Annotated in this window: 16 protein-coding genes; 5 read left to right on the top strand and 11 right to left on the bottom strand. The window is 46.5% G+C overall.

Annotation, left to right across the window (positions count from 1 at the left end):
* Nucleotides 1-2 precede the first annotated feature (2 nt).
* The 5 genes from AC3Y23_RS07420 to AC3Y23_RS07400 form a co-directional block, all read right to left on the bottom strand.
* The gene (locus tag AC3Y23_RS07420) at nt 3-827 is read right to left on the bottom strand and encodes an ABC transporter permease (protein ID WP_379197259.1); all 825 of its coding nucleotides are present in this window, start codon (nt 825-827) and stop codon (nt 3-5) included.
* A 313-nt stretch (nt 828-1,140) separates the two neighbouring features.
* Nucleotides 1,141-1,815, bottom strand: a complete 675-nt coding sequence (locus AC3Y23_RS07415) for a hypothetical protein (protein ID WP_379197257.1) — start codon at nt 1,813-1,815, stop codon at nt 1,141-1,143.
* Nucleotides 1,816-1,846: 31 nt separating this feature from the next.
* The gene (locus AC3Y23_RS07410; protein WP_379197256.1) at nt 1,847-2,548 is read right to left on the bottom strand and encodes a metallophosphoesterase; all 702 of its coding nucleotides are present in this window, start codon (nt 2,546-2,548) and stop codon (nt 1,847-1,849) included.
* Nucleotides 2,549-2,855: 307 nt separating this feature from the next.
* Nucleotides 2,856-4,622 (bottom strand): sensor histidine kinase, encoded by a 1,767-nt coding sequence (locus AC3Y23_RS07405; RefSeq protein ID WP_379197255.1) that lies wholly within the window; start codon nt 4,620-4,622, stop codon nt 2,856-2,858.
* Between the two features lie 2 nt (nt 4,623-4,624).
* On the bottom strand, nt 4,625-5,377 hold the full coding sequence (locus AC3Y23_RS07400; RefSeq protein ID WP_379197253.1) for a response regulator transcription factor: 753 nt from the start codon (nt 5,375-5,377) through the stop codon (nt 4,625-4,627).
* A 212-nt stretch (nt 5,378-5,589) separates the two neighbouring features.
* Here AC3Y23_RS07400 and AC3Y23_RS07395 point away from each other — a divergent pair, with 212 nt between their 5' ends.
* The 3 genes from AC3Y23_RS07395 (at nt 5,590) to AC3Y23_RS07385 (ending at nt 9,552) form a co-directional block, all read left to right on the top strand.
* Nucleotides 5,590-6,684, top strand: a complete 1,095-nt coding sequence (locus AC3Y23_RS07395) for a M23 family metallopeptidase (RefSeq protein ID WP_379197251.1) — start codon at nt 5,590-5,592, stop codon at nt 6,682-6,684.
* Between the two features lie 125 nt (nt 6,685-6,809).
* Nucleotides 6,810-7,826, top strand: coding sequence for an ABC transporter substrate-binding protein (locus AC3Y23_RS07390; protein ID WP_379197249.1), 1,017 nt, complete (start codon nt 6,810-6,812; stop codon nt 7,824-7,826).
* 109 nt (nt 7,827-7,935) lie between these two features.
* On the top strand, nt 7,936-9,552 hold the full coding sequence (locus AC3Y23_RS07385; RefSeq protein ID WP_379197247.1) for an AraC family transcriptional regulator: 1,617 nt from the start codon (nt 7,936-7,938) through the stop codon (nt 9,550-9,552).
* 43 nt (nt 9,553-9,595) lie between these two features.
* On the opposite strand, the gene AC3Y23_RS07380 is transcribed toward AC3Y23_RS07385, so the two are convergent.
* From AC3Y23_RS07380 to AC3Y23_RS07360, 5 genes are all read right to left on the bottom strand, one after another.
* Nucleotides 9,596-10,828 (bottom strand): aminopeptidase, encoded by a 1,233-nt coding sequence (locus AC3Y23_RS07380; protein WP_379197245.1) that lies wholly within the window; start codon nt 10,826-10,828, stop codon nt 9,596-9,598.
* A 58-nt stretch (nt 10,829-10,886) separates the two neighbouring features.
* On the bottom strand, nt 10,887-12,227 hold the full coding sequence (locus tag AC3Y23_RS07375; protein ID WP_379197243.1) for a sensor histidine kinase: 1,341 nt from the start codon (nt 12,225-12,227) through the stop codon (nt 10,887-10,889).
* Nucleotide 12,228: 1 nt separating this feature from the next.
* Nucleotides 12,229-12,954 (bottom strand): response regulator transcription factor, encoded by a 726-nt coding sequence (locus tag AC3Y23_RS07370; RefSeq protein WP_379197241.1) that lies wholly within the window; start codon nt 12,952-12,954, stop codon nt 12,229-12,231.
* A gap of 149 nt (nt 12,955-13,103) precedes the next feature.
* Complete coding sequence (locus AC3Y23_RS07365) at nt 13,104-13,706, bottom strand: hypothetical protein (RefSeq protein WP_379197239.1); 603 nt, start codon at nt 13,704-13,706, stop codon at nt 13,104-13,106.
* A gap of 119 nt (nt 13,707-13,825) precedes the next feature.
* On the bottom strand, nt 13,826-14,173 hold the full coding sequence (locus AC3Y23_RS07360; protein ID WP_379197237.1) for a hypothetical protein: 348 nt from the start codon (nt 14,171-14,173) through the stop codon (nt 13,826-13,828).
* Nucleotides 14,174-14,255: 82 nt separating this feature from the next.
* Here AC3Y23_RS07360 and AC3Y23_RS07355 point away from each other — a divergent pair, with 82 nt between their 5' ends.
* A complete protein-coding gene (locus tag AC3Y23_RS07355; RefSeq protein ID WP_379197235.1) occupies nt 14,256-15,398 on the top strand; it encodes a VanZ family protein in 1,143 nt (380 codons plus the stop codon).
* A gap of 71 nt (nt 15,399-15,469) precedes the next feature.
* Nucleotides 15,470-16,906, top strand: coding sequence for a serine hydrolase domain-containing protein (locus AC3Y23_RS07350; RefSeq protein ID WP_379197233.1), 1,437 nt, complete (start codon nt 15,470-15,472; stop codon nt 16,904-16,906).
* A 78-nt stretch (nt 16,907-16,984) separates the two neighbouring features.
* Here the strand turns inward: AC3Y23_RS07350 and AC3Y23_RS07345 are convergent, their stop codons facing one another.
* A complete protein-coding gene (locus tag AC3Y23_RS07345) occupies nt 16,985-17,743 on the bottom strand; it encodes an exodeoxyribonuclease III (RefSeq protein ID WP_379197231.1) in 759 nt (252 codons plus the stop codon).
* Nucleotides 17,744-17,884: the final 141 nt, after the last annotated feature.

The raw sequence follows: 17,884 nt of genomic DNA, 5'->3' as shown, positions 1-17,884 counted from the left end.
TGTTATTTCATGGTGAACCCGCTGGACATCACATCTGCGCTGACAAAACGCCGGGAGACGAACAGCAGAATAATCGTCGGCAGGGTTAATATAATTGAGAAGACCGCACCGGCAGTAGCCGGATAGTCTTGAACAGCTCCGTACATAATGAGCGGCATTGTTTTGTAATCAGGCATTCCTACCATGAACGTTCCCTGTGCTTCATCCAGCGAAGACAAGAACGTAAAGATCGAAGCCACGATAATTCCTGGCAATGCCATCGGCAGTGTCACATTCCAGAACACTCGGAAAGGACTGGCCCCTGCATCACGTGCTGCTTCTTCCTGGGCTTTATGAACACTTTTAAATGAAGCGGCGGGAATCCAGGTCATGTACATCAAGGTGTTAATGACATGAATAAGCACGACTCCGAGAAAAGTATTCATCAATCCGATTTTGAAGAACAGCACGGCGATCGCCACGTATAAGCCCATTTTCGGGAAAGCATTCGTCAGCAGAAATGAAAATAGAAACCAGCGACTCAGCGGAAACTTAATACGGGCAAAGGCATACGCCGCAGGAACACAAACCGCGATCGAAACGATCGTTACAACAATAGCGATCAGAAAAGATAAGCCAATCGACTTCAGAATCTCAGGCTGGGTCAGTACAAATTTCCACCAAGTAAATGACCAGCTTTGCGGGAGCGCCGCCGGATACCGCCATTCACCTGAAAACGCCAGTACTGCCAGATTGATAAGCGGACCGAGAAAAAAGAAAATAAACAGCGCAAAAATGATAAACTCTATTATCTTCCTTGTTCCCAAACTTTTAAAATACCAACTCATCCGAACCTCCACTTTCAAATTGGTATCGATACCAATTTGACTTGAAATTGCCTTCTAATCCCCTGCTAATCCTCAACTACAACGCATTGAACACAAATTGGTATCGATACCAATTTTGATAAAACACACTGTATTTCTGATCCTGTGCCTCCTTGCCTGTCTAGTACTCTCCTAGAATAATGGACAATTGTGAAATCTATATATGCAGTTTGTAAAATAAAATGAAGACAAAAACCGTCATCATTTTACCCTTTCACAACAAAAAAGGCCCTCTTTTTAACATAGTGAGAAGCCCTGTTTAAGGTTCAAAATCCTATAAAAACCCGTTCATTCCACCAAAAATCAGGCCAAAGATATTAAAATAGATCGTAATAATTGACAGTATAAGAGCTATCGGAAGTATATACATAAATTGCATTTTCTTTTTCGGAATGTTAAATAGCAAAATAAGGATCATGATTAGATAGATCCCCATAAGGTATGGAATTAAATAGTAATGAGTGTGAATAGGCAAGAAGGCGTGACGCAATTCGAACCCTTCTGTCAGCAAGGCTGTGATTGGAAACGCCGAAATAAGAGTAGGTAACATCCCCTTTCCACGCGCATACCACATTAAATAGGCACAAACAGGAGACACCAGCGCGCATATCCCCCAAAAAATAATTTCTTTTCGCGGGAAAAAATGCAGCACAAGCACTGTATACACATAATACACGGCAAGCATCGATCCAAAAAAAGCAAATATTTTTACAGCGGCTAATTTGGGCGAAGAACTGAACACCGACAACAGTGTGGCCACAAACACCCAGATGCCAAGTCGTCCACCAATATTGTCAAAGATGGGGTTGAAATTCGGTGTATCCACGAGTTTTGCCCCTAGACCCAAAAGAACTCCGATAATCATTGCTTTGATTATTGCAAACACCTTTTGCTTCGTGGTTGATTGGCTCGCGGATCTGATTTGATTCAATTTGTGAGTTAGATTCATGATAAATCTCCATTAATTTGCTCTAGATAATTTAATAGATGTAAAAAGAAGTAATCTCCGGCGGGCAATTAAATCGAATTGGTATTTTAACAGTTCCGATTCCCCTTGAAATATAAAAATAAGAATCGTCAATCTTTTTTATACCTACATGAAAATGTCTATATCCCCCTATTGTTTTATTGAATAAACGTAATTGTCCACCATGTGTATGTCCAGTAAGTAATAGGTCGTATGAAACTTTATTTTTGTGAATTACATTGATTATGTTGGGTGAATGAGCTAAAACAAATTGCAAGTCTGCATGGTGGTTCTGTTGATGTTTATTCTCCAGCTTTTCGAGACCATAGATTGAATTATCTAATCCATAAATGGATATGGAAGTATCTTTGACTCTAATTATATCCCCCGAATTTTCCAAGTAGGTTGCCACACTGCCAATAAGATTACAATTATCGCGATATTCCTCATTCGATAAATTCCTTTTCCTTCCTAAACTCATTAGGGTCTCTCTCTCATAATTTCCGGGGACAAAATAGCGAACATCTTGGTTAATTTTTTTCAATTCTGATATTACTTTTTTTAATGATTTTTGCTTTGAAACAAGATCTCCAGTGATTAAAACCATATCAGGGTTTAGAGAATTAATGGTTTTTGATAAACTACCATTAATAAATGAGGTCTTACCATGAAGATCTGTTATATGTACTACTTTTATAGGGGTAGGTATACCCAAGTTAAGAGGTTGATAGTTAACCTTCACATAATTAGTACTATAAAAAACAAAAAAAATAATTAAAATGGTTGTTAAAATTAACAAAAAGTACATTACCTAGTACCCTCATTTTTCATCTTTTTAAAATTACCAAGTATTAACATTATAATTCTACCTTTGGTCTACATATGTGTCAACAAGCTTAACTTATATCTGATTGTTCCTACAATCAGTTAATCAAGAGATGTGAATGAAACCATTCTCTAACAATTAATCCTCTCAAATAAAAAAAACCTGCGGAACAGGTTCCGCAGGTTCAAGCGATGAATCAACCATTCTGACTGTTTTGATCCCAGATTAACCAAATAGACGTTCCTTTGCCAAGGCTCGATTTCACAACAATCCGGCCGCCCATCGCCTCAATGAGTCCTTTGGAGACGGCCAGTCCCAGCCCGGACCCATCGGTTGAGGCACTGGTATTACCGCCACGGTAGTAACGCTCGAATAAATTGCTGACCGTTCGCTGATCCATCCCCTGTCCATTGTCGCTGAAATGAATCATCACTCCCTTACCGGTGCTACCGGTAAGAGTAACTGTAAGTTTGGTCTCGGGAGAGTTGTGAAGCAAGGCATTGGCTGTCAAATTATTGACAACCCGCTCTAGCCAAGGCGTATACAGATGAACTCTGATCTCATTGGTTACACCTTGGTAGATGATCCTCCCCTCTCCGTAGGCAGGATTGGCTGCTGCTTGATCCAGCGCATTAGCCAGCCAGCCGTTCAGTTCCATCTCTTCGGCCAGCGGTGGCGTGATACCGCTTCGGATCCGATAGGAGATCGCCAGATCACTGATCAATGTATCGATATGTGCGGATTTCTCCAGCATGATTGCAGAGAATTTGCGTACTTCACTGGCTGACCATTCATATTCTTCTTCTGCTAGCAAATGGGCATACCCTTTGATAGAGGACAGCGGGGTCTTCAAATCATGGGTAATTCCACTGATCCATTCCTCACGCAAAATCTCCATCTGCCGGCGGTTCTCCTGCTCGCGCTGCAGGCTGTCCGACAGTTTGTCGATGGAGAGCATCACATCTCCGAACACGCGATAGCGCCTTCTCCATTTACCTGACTTCATCCGACTACGTGGCTGTCCTTTCCGGTTCGCAGGTTCTTTAAAGGATGATTTGCCGAGCGAATCCAGCCAGGCCAGCATATGCAGCATGGGGCTGCCAAATCGGTGGGCATTTAGAAAGGAAAGCAGGGCAAAGATGAGCAGGGTTGCGGTAAGCATAATTCCTACCCCACTCCAGGTGATTCGGGTTTCTGCCGAGACAAAAAACTCTTGTGCCGAATAAATGTTGGCGTTAAGAGGTAATCCGATCACCCAAGTCAAACTTGTCTCTTCATCATAAGCAGATGAAACATCATAACCATATCGGTCCCCATACTCTGTTCGCAGCGCCAATTCTTGAACATTATAATGGTCCGGGACCGATAAAGGGCGGTTAAAGGAGGCCACTTCAGCACCCGAGTTGTTAATTAGCTGCACGTATCCTTTTTTGGCATACATACGGTCGGCTATGCCTTCCGGGAGCAACAACCTTCCATCCGAATAGCGCGGATTACTTTCCGTGATGCTTTTCAGCAGAGGCTCCAAGGTCTTAGGAACACCGTACAGCAATGTGTAGAGAACACCGTTTTTCTCCTGAATCCACAAATACAGTCCATAAGGAAACTCCTTTTGCCCTTGCCAGTAAGCAATCAACTCTCCCGGCGCATATTGCTTGGGAACATCGCTTGGTGTATTGTAGGATTGCTCGACCTCACCCACTTCGTTGAGGCTTTGTAGCCATCCGTGATTCTTCTTCACCTGCTCCAGCAGCTCGGGATCGAAGATCACACCATCCTCTCCAAATTGGGAAGATTCCACGAGACGCTCCAGTCCTACGGAGTAAAAATTGTTCTGCAGTTTAACATCATTCATGCGCTGCATAACCCACCATAGAGTACAAGCGGCGATCAAGAGCACGACCAAACCCGCAATGACGGAATGCAGGACAAAACGCAATGTTAATTGTCGCTTGATGTTCATGTCTACAGTGATCTCCTCTGGTTCTCCTGTACGAGCTTGTATCCCATTCCTCTTACATTCACCAGATAAACCGGATTCGATGGCTCCCGCTCAATACGCTCTCTGATTCGGTGGATATGAACCATAACCGTATTGTCATCGCAAAAAGCCTCCTCACCCCATACACTTTCGTACAGCTCTGTTTTGGTAAACAGACGGTTAGGATGCTTGCACATAAACAGCAGCAGTTGAAACACTAGCGCAGGGCAGGCAACCGTTCGCCCTTCTACCCTCAGCTCACCGGCGACTTCATCGACTTGAAATCTTCCGAAATCATAAACGTTGGCCGCCTGGCTTTTGCTGTCCTTGCCGGGATCTATCCCTGCACCGCTTGTGGCTGTTTTCTCCAAATAACGGCGTAATTGCGACCTGATTCTCGCGACCAATTCCAGCGGGTTGAACGGTTTCGTAATGTAATCATCGCCCCCAACGGCAAAGCCGGTCAGCTTGTCAAAATCGGATACGCGGGCGGACAGGAACAGAATCGGTGCATTCGTCGTTTGTCTCAGAAACGGACAGATGTCAAGCCCGCTTCGTCCCGGCAGCATCACATCCAGTACAATCAAATCATAGGTAGTAGTTGAACAAGCGGCAATCGCCTCTTCCCCGCTTCCGACGGAATCAACATGGGTATATCCTTCCTTGCGCAATACGGTCTTCATCAGCTCTATAATGGAATCCTCATCATCCACGAGCAGAATGGAAGCATCTTTCATTCTGGGTCCTCCCCCACACTTCTTGTCTTCCCCATCTTAACATGAATTCCTTCTATAGAAGTGATGACCCCAACCTTAACAAAATCTTAATTCTTCGCTGCACAAGCTGTTAAAAGTTAAGGTACTGCTAATGCTCCGTTTCATATGGCGAAAAGTTAAGCCGCTACAATAATGAAGTGAGGATGGCAAGCATCATGCAAGGAGGAACAGGAATGAACAGAATGAACAGAATGAACAGAATGAACAGAAAGCACAAGAGATATGGCAGGCGAACGATTGGGTACACCAAATTGATAGTGGGAACAGCAGCGTTAGCCGTTCTGCTCACCGCTTGTGGAGGAGAAAAAGCAGTGGAGAATAAGGGAAAAACAGGTGCAACAGGTCAGCCACAGGCAACGGCGAGTACCAACACTTCTGCAACGCAGCAGCCGGGAAACACAGCCACATCCAAGGTTCAACCCGAGGCGCTGGCACAGGAAATGTTGAAAGGTAATTTCAGCGGTATCTACCAGCGTTTCAGCGACTCTTTTAAAGAAGATGTTACGGAAAAAGAATTCAGCGAGATGTCCGCCTCCTTCATAGCAGGCGTTAAGTCCTTCACTCCCGGCTCCGTTAGCCTTCTGAATGGCGGAGATCAACGTTTCTGGAAAAGCGATGCCGGAGACAAAGGAATTACGGCCCTTTTCGATCCAAACGGGACCATCTTTCAGATGGCCATCACCCACTTGGAGACTCATCCTGATACTGACAAGATCAAAACCAAGATCGCCTATGAGTTGCCCCTGCGCGGAGACTGGTATATCTTCTGGGGAGGGAACAATGAAATGGAGAATGCCCACTACTCCTTTGCCGCTCAACGTTACGCCTATGACATTATCCGAGCAGTTAACCATTACTCCTTCAAAGGTGATCCGCTGAAGAATGAGAGCTATTATGCTTTTGGACAAAATGTGCTAGCCCCTGCCGACGGCACAGTTGTCTCCGTTGTAAATGATATCGCCGATAATGTCCCAGTTGGAGTAATGAACGAAAAGCATCCTGCAGGCAATGTGGTCGTCATTGATCACGGCGGCGAATACAGCTATTTGGCCCATCTCAAAAAAGGTTCTGCTACCGTAAAGCCCGGCGACAAGGTAAAAACAGGTGATGTCATCGGACTGCTCGGCAACTCAGGCAATTCCAGTGAGCCTCATCTGCACTTCCAAGTATCGGACGGCTCAGATCTTTACAACTCACATGCCATCAATATTCAGTGGAAAAATAATCTCGATCCAAAAAAAGGGATGACTGTCACTGTTAATCCATAGACATGGCGCCACACTTTAATCCCAAAATAAACTCATTTCTATCCATTTCCCTCTGTGTAATGATGTAATATAGTTATTCAGAGTCATTCATGAGAATGATTATCATTACTGGAGGTTATATGACGATGAGAATATTCAGAAAATCAAGAACGGCCCTGCTTGCCGGGCTCCTTCTTCTTACAATGCTTGCAACAGCTTGTCAGGGAGGCAATAACACAGCAGGAACACAAGAGGCTTCTGCAACCGCGGCGCCAACAAGCTCTGTTCAGACCGCAACACCTTCCCAGGCTCCCGCCGAGACTACCGGTGGTACCCGCCAGTATACGGATTATACCGGCAAAGAGATTACCATCCCTGTCGCGCCCAAAAATATTGTAGCGATTCAATATGCCGGTGATCTGTTAGCACTTGGCGTGAAGCCTGCTTATGTGACGGACTATGCTAAGAATACTTACGGAGCGGCCTTGGACGGGGTTAAAAGCGTGGGCAATCGTCCGGTGAGTCTTGAGAATGTGCTTGCCGCTGCGCCTGACCTAATCCTGACCGATGATACAGGCGATGCCAGCGAGGGTGAGCAGTTAGCCAAAGTTGGACCAACAATAACCCTGCCATTCTGGACGGAAGACCCTTTCCTTCATTTTAATCAGCTGGCAGAGATTTTAGGCAAACAAGCGGAAGCGCAAAGCTGGCAGGAACAGTATCACGCCAAAGTCAGCGAGGTGAAGCAAGCTATTGGACCGAAGGTAAAAGAAGGTGAAACAGCGCTGCTGCTCATCATCTCCGGCAAAGATTTGGGCATATCCGGCATCCGCAATGGCGGATATACTCTTTATCGCCAGTTAGGCTTCACGCCGACTCCAGAAATGAAGCCCCTGCTGGATAAGAACGAGAACTTCGGCTTTGAGACGATTTCGCTTGAAGTTCTGCCCAAGTATAGCCCTGACAACCTGTTCGTGGAGATGGATGACGACAGCGAGCTAACGCAGTCTACCTTTGAGCAGCTGAAAGAAAGTGGTGTCTGGAAGTCTTTAAATGCTGTAAAAAATAACAAGGTTTACACCGTCTCCAACAAATGGGGTCTCGGTGACGCTTCTTCTCTATATGCCCAGTTGGAAGAAGCACAAGCGCAAATTGTAAAATAAACACGTATTGCAATTACCGTGAAGAAATCTTTCAGCCAGATGGTTGAAGGATTTCTTTTTTTGCTTTACTATTGTGATAATTATTCTCAATTAGAAAGAAGGCTGCTGCATGAGCGCTTCCGAATCCTCTCCTTTGAAGGACCTGCTGTTTATTCAGCAGGCACTGACCTTACAGCAGCGTGATGCCAACTGGACGTCAATCAGCACCTGCCCAGACAACACTTATATGCTAATTGCCGTTACCGAGGGTACGAGTAGTCTTCAGCTCAAAGGGCAGCAACGTCGGCTTCAGTCAGGCGATTGTTATTTGTTTCTTCCGAACACGGTGGTCAGTATCAACAATGATTCTAGAGCGCAATTAAGCTATTACGAATTAACCTTTACCCCTCTTAGTGTGGAAGTTCAAGGACGAAAGTCATCTGCTCTACTTCCTTACGAAGGGAAGCTTAATGTGTCTCCGTTCTTGCAATTATTGGATTATCTCCACAAAATATCAGGACGTCAAACCAGCGGCCGTGGTTTGAACGCCCTTCGGGCCCATCTGGATTTTCAAGAACTGTTATATTTCCTGTTCAAACAGAACGACACTGTTCAGCCCGTGCCAAATTCCTTGCTAGCGGTACAAGAAACCATTGATCAACTGCTGCAGGATTACAGTGATGAGATCACAGTGGAACAGCTGGCACAGAGAGCCAATATTGGAATTTGGCAATATCGGCAATTGTTCAAGCAATTGACAGGTCTTAATCCGACCGAATATATTACACAACTCAGAATCAACCGGGCCAAGGAAATTCTGCTAGTATCCGATGCACCGCTGAGTGATGTCGCTCATAGTGTGGGCTACAAGGACGAGTACTATTTTAACCGTCGATTCAAAGAAATTGTCGGCACCTCCCCCCGCCAGTATATACGCAACTACAAGTCAAAATTGAAAACTGTTGCTTTTACCCATTTGGGCGATATCCTCTCCCTCGGTACCAAGCCACTGGCCGTGGAGAAGCATCTATTAGAATGGTTGGATAACGGCTACACTGAGGGGATTCAGGGCATTGATACCTCATCCTCTGGTCTGGACGAAATCGCCCGGCTGCAGCCGGATTTAATTCTTGTTAATGACTACACCGATCCCTGGTTTAAGGACGGTCTGGAGCAGATTGCACCCACTGTCCAATTAAATACCCGTCGCGTGGATCTCTTCGCTGGATTAAGAGATGTCGCGGAGCTTTTGGGAAGGCAGTCGGAGGCCCGTGCTTGGCTGACCCGGTACAGGCTGAAGGCTAGACAACTCAAGGAACGCACGCGGACAAGCATCCGCAGAGGGGAAAGTGCTGTCTTTTTCCATGTTGTTCATGACAATATCTATTTGTACCGACCGGAAGAATGCCCTGTGCTGTATGACGTACTGGGGCTGGAGGTGCCTATCTCGCTTCAGCAATTGATCTCAGTCTCCACCTCAAGGATGTTCATCCCGGCAGACCGCTTTGCCCGCTACGAAGCCGATCGGATCTTTATCGTCTGTGGCCATATGCCCGGAGCTCGCGAAACCTTCCAGCAGATCGTGCATAGTAAAGCGTGGCAGGCTCTGGAAGCCGTCCGCTCAGGACATGTATATTATGTCAATGAGCATTGGACACTGGACAGTACTATTGCCCTGGAATGGCAGCTGGACGGTATGCATGCCCTGCTCAACAGCAAACAGGCCGTAAATCCACGTCATTGGTGAGGTTTACGGCCTTATCTTTTTCAATGTTTATTTGCAGAACAGCTTACAGTACCCAATTCCCTTTACGGAATACAGGTTCAACTGTTCCATCCGCTAGTTCACCATCAATATCTAGCTCTGCGGAGCCGATCATGAAATCGACATGCGTCAAGCTGACATTCGCGCCTTTAGCCAGCAGCTCTTCGTTGCTAAGCTTCGTGCCCCCTTCGATATTCACCGGATAGGCGCTTCCGAGCGCAAAATGACATGAGGCGTTCTCATCAATCCCTGTATTATAGAAGATTCGGTTCAATCGAGAAATTGGAGAATCATGCTGCACCAGTGCCACTTCGCCAAGATAAGACGCACCTTCATCTGTCTCAAGCAATGATGTCAAATGCTCACGGCCTGATTCAGCTTCATAAGCCACAACTTTACCATCCTTAAAAGTAAACGAAAGTCCTTCAACCAAGCGCCCGTTCAGATTCAAAGGAAGTGTGCTAGCAACCGTACCGTTTACTCCTGTACGATGCGGCATGGAATAAATCTCTTCGGTTGGCATATTCGCAACAAAATATACGCCATGATCGTTCTCACCGCCACCTCCACGCCATAGATGCCCTTCTGGAAGCTCCACACGCAGATCCGTTCCCGGAGCGCGGTAGTGCAGGCTTTTATAACGTTTAGCATTCATTCTGTCCTGACTTTCTTTCAAATGAGCAATATGCTCTCTCCATGCTGCTACAGGATCATCGCTGCCCACACGGGTCATCTGGAATACGGCTTCCCACATTGCATTAATCCGCTCTTCTTCAGGGAGATCAGCAAATACCTTATTCGCCCATGCACGGGTTGGAGCTTTAACAAGTGACCAGCTAATCTTACTATTACGTGTATATTTAGAATAGTTCTTACGTGCAACAGCAGCCGCCTTAACAGCTCTTGATACCTTGGAAGAGTCAATTCCATTGAACAATTCCGGGTCAGGCACTTTAATATGTAAAATGGCGCCGTTCTCCTCAGCAAATTTCTCCATCATATCGGCCTGCCACTGCGGATAATAATCGAAGGAATCCTCTGAAGCTTTTTCATAACGGATACGTGTTGTAGCTTCATCCTCCCAATCCACAATTACATATTTCGCTCCTGCTTCATAGGCCTTGCCTACAATCAGGCGGGTCAGCTCTACAGTTTCCATTGGAGCATGCACCATCAGCACCTGTCCGGGCTGTATATTGACTCCAACCTTCACTACTAGCTCTGCATATTTGTTGAGCATGTGCTCAAAGTTATTCATCATTTTGTCCTCCATCTCTCTAATCTTCGAACTCTGACTGTCAAATGTTATGCTGCCTCTATCCGCTCTGAGGATATTCATCCTCATATTTCAGGAAGCTAAAACAAGCCCCTCCAAGTGAAGAACGAGTATAGCTCAACTCCCCGCTTAATCTAGCAGCGATTCCCCGGCTGATCGCCAGCCCCAGTCCGGTTACACCATTGGAGCCAGTATAGAAGCGTTGGAATACAGCCTCTTGCTCTTCGTCATTCAGACCGGGGCCGTCGTCCTCGACATGAATAGCCCAGGCTGTCCCCGTCCCACGCCCTTCAATCCGCACCTTAACCCGGCTTGACGTATGTCTGACGGCATTCTGCAGCAGATTGAGCAGAATGCGGAACAACTGCTCGCCGGGTACCATCACTTGAAGTCCTGCCCCTTCGACTTCCAGCCTGACATTTCTCTCTGCAGCAGCAGGCAGGAGGAGCTGTACCGCCTCCTCCGCTATGTCTCTAAGGTCCAGTGCTTCAGCAGGCCAATGCTCGTCGACTGCCTCCAGCCGCGAGAGCTGCAGCAGCTTGTCGACCATGTCCATGAGCCGTTGGGACTGAACGGTAATGATGTTCAGCCCCTCTTCCTGGGAGACAACCTGATCTTGAATAGCATATACAAAGCCGTGAATCGACATCAGCGGCGTCTTCAGCTCATGGGACACATTCTGCAAAAATTCAATCTGGTTGCGTTGATGCAGCCGAATGCGTCCGGACATGGAATGAAAGGTTGTGATCAGCTCGCCAATCTCAGTCCGATCTCCCTCCGGGAAATCCTGGCTCTGGGCGCGATTCGGCTCATAGCTTCTTACCGCTTCTTTCAAACGGTTCAGCGGACGAACGACCCGTGATACGGTTAGAAGTCCGATGACCAGTATACCAAAAAAGCTCGCAGCAATCGACAGCAGCGTGGTCCGCAGCAGCGGTCCATACAAGGCTCTAAGCGAGGAGAGTGGAGAATAAATGAAAATATGATAAGGCAACCCTCTGACCGCCTCCTCATTGTAGAGCACTTTTTTGCCGTGGAGTTTCGTGATTCCTTCACTCCCCCTCACCGAATCATGCAGCGTCTTCCCTTCCTGTCTGGCATCGCTGGCGTCGATAATCTTGTTATGACTGTCGAGCAGAAGATAGTCGGCATTCATCATCAGACCTCGCACGACAAAGCGAAATTCGGTGCTGCTCAGGCCATTGATATCCCCTTCGTGCAGAATTCTGGCTGCCTTCAGCGCTTGAACATGCAGTTGAGACTTCACCTGATTCACCAGAATATCATCAATCAGTCGTACAAACAGCAACACGGTGATTCCGACCGTAACCAGCATGGCAATGAACAGGGAGAGCAGCATTTTAGCCCGAATCGTTCTCATGCTACACCTTCCGCACGATGGCTTTGTAGCCAAAGCCCCATACCGTATCGATCTGCAGCATGGAATCCAGTTCACCCAGCTTTTTGCGGATACGCTTCACCAGATCGTCCACTACTCTTACATCGCCAAAAAAATCATATTTCCACACCTGTTGAATCAGATGCTCACGTTCAAAGGGACGTTCAATATGCATCGCCAGGAACATCAGCAGCTCGAATTCCCGCGAAGTCAGGCTAAGTGAGATTTTACCTACGGTTATTTTGCGTAACTCTGGCTGAATCTCTACATTACCAAATTTGTACACACTTTCACTATTCTCTTGCGCAGAAGTATCGTCTGTAGCAGCACTGCTCCCTGCACCTCCTGACTTGGCCAGACGAAGCATCGCCTTGACCCGGCCTACCAATTCGCGGGGATTGAAGGGCTTGCTTAGAAAATCACTACAACCGAGCTCCAGCCCCTGGATACGGTCATTCTCTTCACCCCGTGCCGAGATCATAATAATCGGCATTTCGGTAAAGCTGCGCAGCTCTGTTAACAGAGTCAGCCCGTTAATTCCGGGCATCATGATGTCCAGAATCAGACAGTCCGGAGTGTTAACACGGACATGCTCCACCAGATTGTGGCCACTGGAAAAGGAGGTTACCTCGTAGGTTTCTTTACGCAAATACTCGGAGAGCAACTGCAGAATGAAAAGATCGTCGTCGACGACTACTATTTTGCTCATAATACCTAGCCCCTTCACCGTTCGTTGTTCAAAAATCTGTTCTTTCAGGTTATCATAAATGACAATAGACGGGTATCCCTTTTACGGTCCCGTCTATTGCATAATACTACTCTAGTATTTATTTATAACTATGATTTCCGCTGCTGACCTTATTTCTTTTTAGGTTGAACAATCACTGGTTTCACGGCAGTGGTCTTTTTAGGCGTGCTTTTTACCGGAGCTTTAGCCACTGGTTTTTTAGCAACAGTTTTCTTGACGGCAGTTTTAGTAGTTTTAGCTTTGGCAGCAGTTTTCTTCACAGCAGTTTTGGTAGTTTTAGCTTTGGCAGCAGTTGTTTTGACAGTTGTTGCTTTGGCTTTAGCTGGAGTTGCTTTAGCTGTTTTAGCTTTTGCAGGAGTTGCTTTAGCTGCTGTAGTTTTTGCTGGAGTGGCTTTAGTTGTTGCCGCTTTGGCTGGTGCTGCTTTAGCTGGTGCGGGCTTGACAGGTGTAGATTTCACTGGTGCAGGTTTCACTGGTGTAGAGGTTTTTGGTGCAGTAGCAGTCTTGGTTGTTGCCGGTTTAACAGCGGTTGTTTGGGCCGGAGTTACTTTAGTGCTTGAGACCGGCTTGGTGGAAGTTGTTGCAGGCGCTACAGCTTTTACAGTTGGGGTAACCGGTTTAACCGGTCCTGCTGCCGCAAACGCGCTAGTCGCTCCACCCAGTACACTCACCACTGCCAACATCGAGATTGCTTTTTTTGTCCATTTGTTCATCTTGAACCACCTCTTTCTTTAAAGTATCTTCATCTTAGCAGGCGGTTACGGCATTTCTGTGGGAAAATTATGAGAAAAGTATATGAAAAAAGGCCGCAGCAATCTGCGACCTTTCTAAGCTATTTTTTATCCACTTGAAGTAAAGTCACTGTCTTTAATGTATAGGTATGATGGATGCGCTCATCTGCGATCACGTTCAGCTTCACAAGACTTGCTACTTTGGCCGGGTCTGTTCTGGACAGCAAACGCCACACCTCGGGGTCAGACAATGTCTCATAGAGCTTGGCATCATCGTATTCCTTGCGGTTCTGCACCACAAGCTTGACCTTATAACCCCCAAGCTCAGCATCACTTAAGTCCTGACTGCTACAATAAGCAATAATTTCTTCCCGAAGTTCCGCCAGTTCCTTCTCAATCTCTTTTTGTTTCTGCTTAAGTTTATAGTATTGCTGTACCTTCTTCTCCATTGCATCACGCTCCTCTCTGACATATCTATGCCGGAAGAGTCGATTAAATAAGTATGCTAAAAAACTGAATGGCAGGTGTATCATGTTTCGATCGTATTTGTTTCCTATTTCCTATGCTTTTATGACGTTTCCAATTGCAGCACTGTTCTTCACGCTGCCGTTTATGATCGTCCAATACCGCAGGCATGGCTATATTCATAAGGTGAGGGCATTAATGCTGTATCTGCTTCTGCTCTACTTAATGAACGCCTTATATCTAGTCCTTCTGCCTCTTCCGGCTTCCCGTCATAATCTGGCGCCGACCGGCAACTCCATCCAGAGTATTCCCTTCCAGTTTATTCAGGATATCATGCAAGGTTTTCGCGCGGGATCTGCGGATGCTCCGAAGTCCTACTGGTCCATATTGAGTGAACCAGCCTTTCTTCAGGTTCTGTTCAATGTTCTGCTGACGGTGCCTTTCGGCATGTTCCTGAACTATTATTTCCGTACCCGCTGGGTGGTATGTCTCATGCTGTCCTTTAGCCTGTCCCTCTTCTTCGAGGTCACGCAGATTACAGGGATCTATGGGTTCTACGACCATCCTTACCGGGTATTTGATGTTGACGATCTCATGGCCAATACGCTGGGCGGAATTCTCGGCTTCCGGGCAGCCTCTTGGATATCGGGATTGCTTCCGAGGATTGAACAACTGGATGCAGAAGCTAACCTTGTTAACAAACGGGTAACTTCGCTACGCCGCAGTCTCGCTTTTATGATGGACCTTTGTGTACTCCTTCTCATCTACTTGCTACTACGCTTCCTAAATGTCCCAGGTGCGTATTGGATTGCAACAGGTATCTACTACATTTTGCTGCCGCGGCTGACCAACGGGCGGACCTTTGGCAAATGGGTTGTACGGATTCATCTACAGGGATTAAACGGAACAAAAATCACCCTCTGGGAGCTTGTTAAGCGGTACGGGGTACTTTATTGGGGATTCTTTGGACTACAAGTACTGCTTCTTGAACCGAAGGTAGTAGATGCATTGTCTTCTTCTTGGTATCTAAGGCTACAAGGGTTGTTCATGCTAATCGATCTACTATTCTTTATTCATCTGATAATCAAGATTCTCAAGAAAGACTCCGTGTTGTTCTATGAGAGCATCAGCGGGACAAGCCATGCTATATCCTGGCCGGAGAAAATGGGGTCACCCAAAGAGGAAGTACCCCCTGTTTCCGTGAATTAAAGATTGTCCAGCGCAATGGGAATTGTTTACAATAGATGGAGTGACAGAATCCGAGCAGAGGAGAGCTTAGAATGACATCCAGCATAAATGTAAGCTTGCCAAGAAGCCAGCCTGAGGCACTTGGTATAGACTCTAAGGGTATAGAGCGTTTTCTTGCTGCTATAAGCAGCAGCGGAGTGGAACTACATAGCTTTATGCTACTCCGGCACGGCAAGGTTGCCGCCGAGGGCTGGTGGAATCCCTACAGTGCTGATCTTCCACACGCGCTGTATTCAGTCAGTAAGAGCTTCACTTCAACTGCTGTAGGTTTTGCTGTACAAGAGAAGCTTCTGACGGTAGATGATCTCATCATTTCATTCTTTCCGGAAGATCTGCCGGAGAAGATCTCACCTTATTTGGAACGGCTGGCTATCAAGCACTTACTGATGATGGCTTCCGGACATACACAAGATACTATAGAGACCATGAACCAACAGCCGGAAGGCAACTGGGTTAAAGCTTTTTTGGGAGTCCCGCTGGAGAAAGAACCAGGCACTCATTTCCTTTATAACAACGGGGCTACCTATATGGTGTCCGCCATTATCCAAAAGGTGAGCGGACAGACGGTGCTGGACTATCTGGGGCCAAGACTGTTCGCCCCACTCGGCATTATTAATCCGCATTGGGACACTTGTCCACGGGGAATCAGTGCCGGAGGATTCGGCCTCAGTCTGACTACGGAAGACATTGCTAAGCTGGGACTGCTATACCTGCAACAAGGAGTATGGAACGGCGAACGCCTTCTGGACGAAGAATGGATACAGGCAGCTACCACGAAGCAAATTGCTAATGGTGACAATCCAGATAGCGACTGGAACCAAGGTTATGGCTATCAATTCTGGCAATGTCGCCATCATGCTTACCGTGGTGACGGCTTCTTCGGCCAATTTTGCCTGGTTATGCCGGAGCAGCAAGCTGTGATAGCCATTACAGGCGCGCAAGGAGATACGCAACTCGTTCTTAACACGATATGGGATCATCTGCTTCCAGCGATGAAACCTGAAACGTTAGCTGCTAATGAGATCGAAGCCGAGCGAATTGCTGTTCAATTAAGAGAACTGGCGATTCTTCCGCCCCATGGCCTGGATTTTTCGGATAATGAGGAATTGATGAATGGGAAGATTTATAAATTTGAGGATCCACAGGGCTGGATATCATTTTCTGTAGCCTTCACCGGGAATGAAGCCGTTATTACAATGGTCCACAAGGAAAATTCATATACTATTAGAGCCGGACGCAGTGCATGGCTGGCGGGAAGAAGCAATTTGATAGAAGAAACAGATCTTAAAGTAGTCAGTTCCTTCACCTGGAAAGACGAAGATACGTTTGAATACACGATCCGGTTTATTGAAACAGCTATCCTCATCACAGTGGAAGTAAAGATGGATGGACAAACCATTGCGCTGAAGGAAAAAGTTAACGTGGTTCCTGATACAGATAATCGTGATGCCATAATCGGAAGAATATAGTTCACCACCCTCCACTCTTCTAATCATACAAACAGGGCGCTCCGCACCATTGTACATGGCTGCCGGAACGCCCTTTTTTTATAGCTCCTCAATAACCAGTGTGATCGGGCAATGATCACTGCCCAGCACATGACATTCAATCCCTGCGGATACTAGCTGTGGGGCCAGTCTGGCCGAAGCCAGGAAGTAGTCGATACGCCAGCCGACATTCCGTTCTCTCACTTTTGGCATGTAGGACCACCAGGTGTAAGCCCCCTCAAGCTCAGGATTAAAAGTTCTGAACGTATCTATGAAGCCAGTGCTTAACAGCTCCGTCATTTTGCCTCGTTCCTCATCAGTGAAACCAGAATTGCCTCTGTTAGACTTGGCATTCTTAAGATCGATATCCTCATGAGCGACATTGAGGTCACCACACACGATGACCGGCTTGATGGCGTCCAATCCCTGCAAGTAGCTGCGGAAGCGATCTTCCCACTCTAGCCGGTAATCCAGCCTGGCGAGGTCGCGCTTGGCGTTCGGAGTATATACGTTCACCAGATAAAAGCTCTCGTATTCCAGAGTAAGGATCCGCCCTTCCGCCTCTTCATCGCTTTCCAGTCCATATCTCACGTTAAGCGGCTTGACTTTACTGAATACCGCCGTCCCCGAATAGCCCTTCTTCTGCGCATAATTCCAGTATTGGTAATATTCTTCATGCTGTTCCAGCGAGATTTGCCCCGCTTGCAGCTTGGTCTCCTGGATACAGAAGATGTCGGCATCCATCTCTTCGAAGAACTCATTAAAACCTTTAGTCACACAGGCCCTCAGGCCATTCACATTCCATGATACTAGCTTCATAATCTCATTTTCTCCATCTCTTTTGTTTTGAGTTCAACCACTAATTCCAACTTTGCTCCATTATTTCTCAGTTTCATTCATAACAGATTAGATATTCATGATACAATACAATGACGAGTCAACATAATCTATGGAATACGT

This window comes from Paenibacillus sp. MAHUQ-45 (assembly GCF_058133325.1).
The sequence above is the reverse complement of the archived record's forward strand: the minus strand, read 5'-3'. Positions and strand labels throughout refer to the sequence as shown.